Raw genomic sequence first — 875 nt, forward strand, 5'->3', positions numbered from 1 at the left:
TGTGATTCATGACTGGGGTGAAGTCGTAACAAGGTAACCCTAGGGGAACCTGGGGTTGGATCACCTCCTTATCTTGAACAATTAACGATGTTGAGTGTTCACACAAATTGCACTGATAACGAAAGTAGAAGAAGTAACCCTTTACTCATACGTAAATGAGGGGCTATAGCTCAGCTGGGAGAGCGCCTGCCTTGCACGCAGGAGGTCAGCAGTTCGATCCTGCTTAGCTCCACCACTTAATTTACGATGTGTATAGTAGCTCGAATGAAGAGCGCACCCCGTCGCGAAGCCTTAATATTTAATAAGGAAAGAGCGGTGAGGTCGGCCTGTTTTTTTCAAGTCTGCCCAGACCTACCAGCTAGGTAAAGGTGAACTCTAAAATATAGGTCTGTAGCTCAGCTGGTTAGAGCGCACCCCTGATAAGGGTGAGGTCGGCAGTTCAAGTCTGCCCAGACCTACCAATACTTCTTCAGAAGAACAAGAGACCAAACTCAAACTGTCTTACGAGATAATTTAAGTTTGGTTTTTTAAACCAAGTTTTTAGCCGAATGAGTGCTAAAATCTACTTCTTTAACAATTTGGAAAGCTGATATAAATACCCGATGTTTACGGTGTCGCGCTGTAAACATCAAAACGATAATAATTCTCCTCGAATTATTATCATCTAATTCAAGTAGCTCATTAGAGTGCGTGAAAATGTCAGTCATACATTTAGTGTTGGATTTGTCTCCAACACACTTAAGACTATTTAGGGTTGTATGGTTAAGTGACTAAGCGTATATGGTGGATGCCTTGGCAGTTAGAGGCGATGAAAGACGTGTTAATCTGCGATAAGCTCAGTTAAGGTGATAAAAACCGTTATAGACTGAGATTTC

At 42.3% G+C, this 875-nt stretch carries 2 tRNA genes and 2 rRNA genes; all 4 read left to right on the plus strand.

The window, feature by feature from the left end:
- Positions 1 to 71: ribosomal RNA gene (locus tag ACSLUK_RS19925) — 16S ribosomal RNA — on the plus strand; the annotation flags it as partial.
- An 88-nt stretch (positions 72 to 159) separates the two neighbouring features.
- Positions 160 to 235: transfer RNA gene (locus ACSLUK_RS19930), tRNA-Ala, on the plus strand.
- Between the two features lie 149 nt (positions 236 to 384).
- Positions 385 to 461, plus strand: a tRNA-Ile gene (locus ACSLUK_RS19935).
- A gap of 299 nt (positions 462 to 760) precedes the next feature.
- Positions 761 to 875: ribosomal RNA gene (locus ACSLUK_RS19940) — 23S ribosomal RNA — on the plus strand; the annotation flags it as partial.

The sequence above is a fragment of the Thalassotalea fusca genome (genome assembly GCF_053485835.1).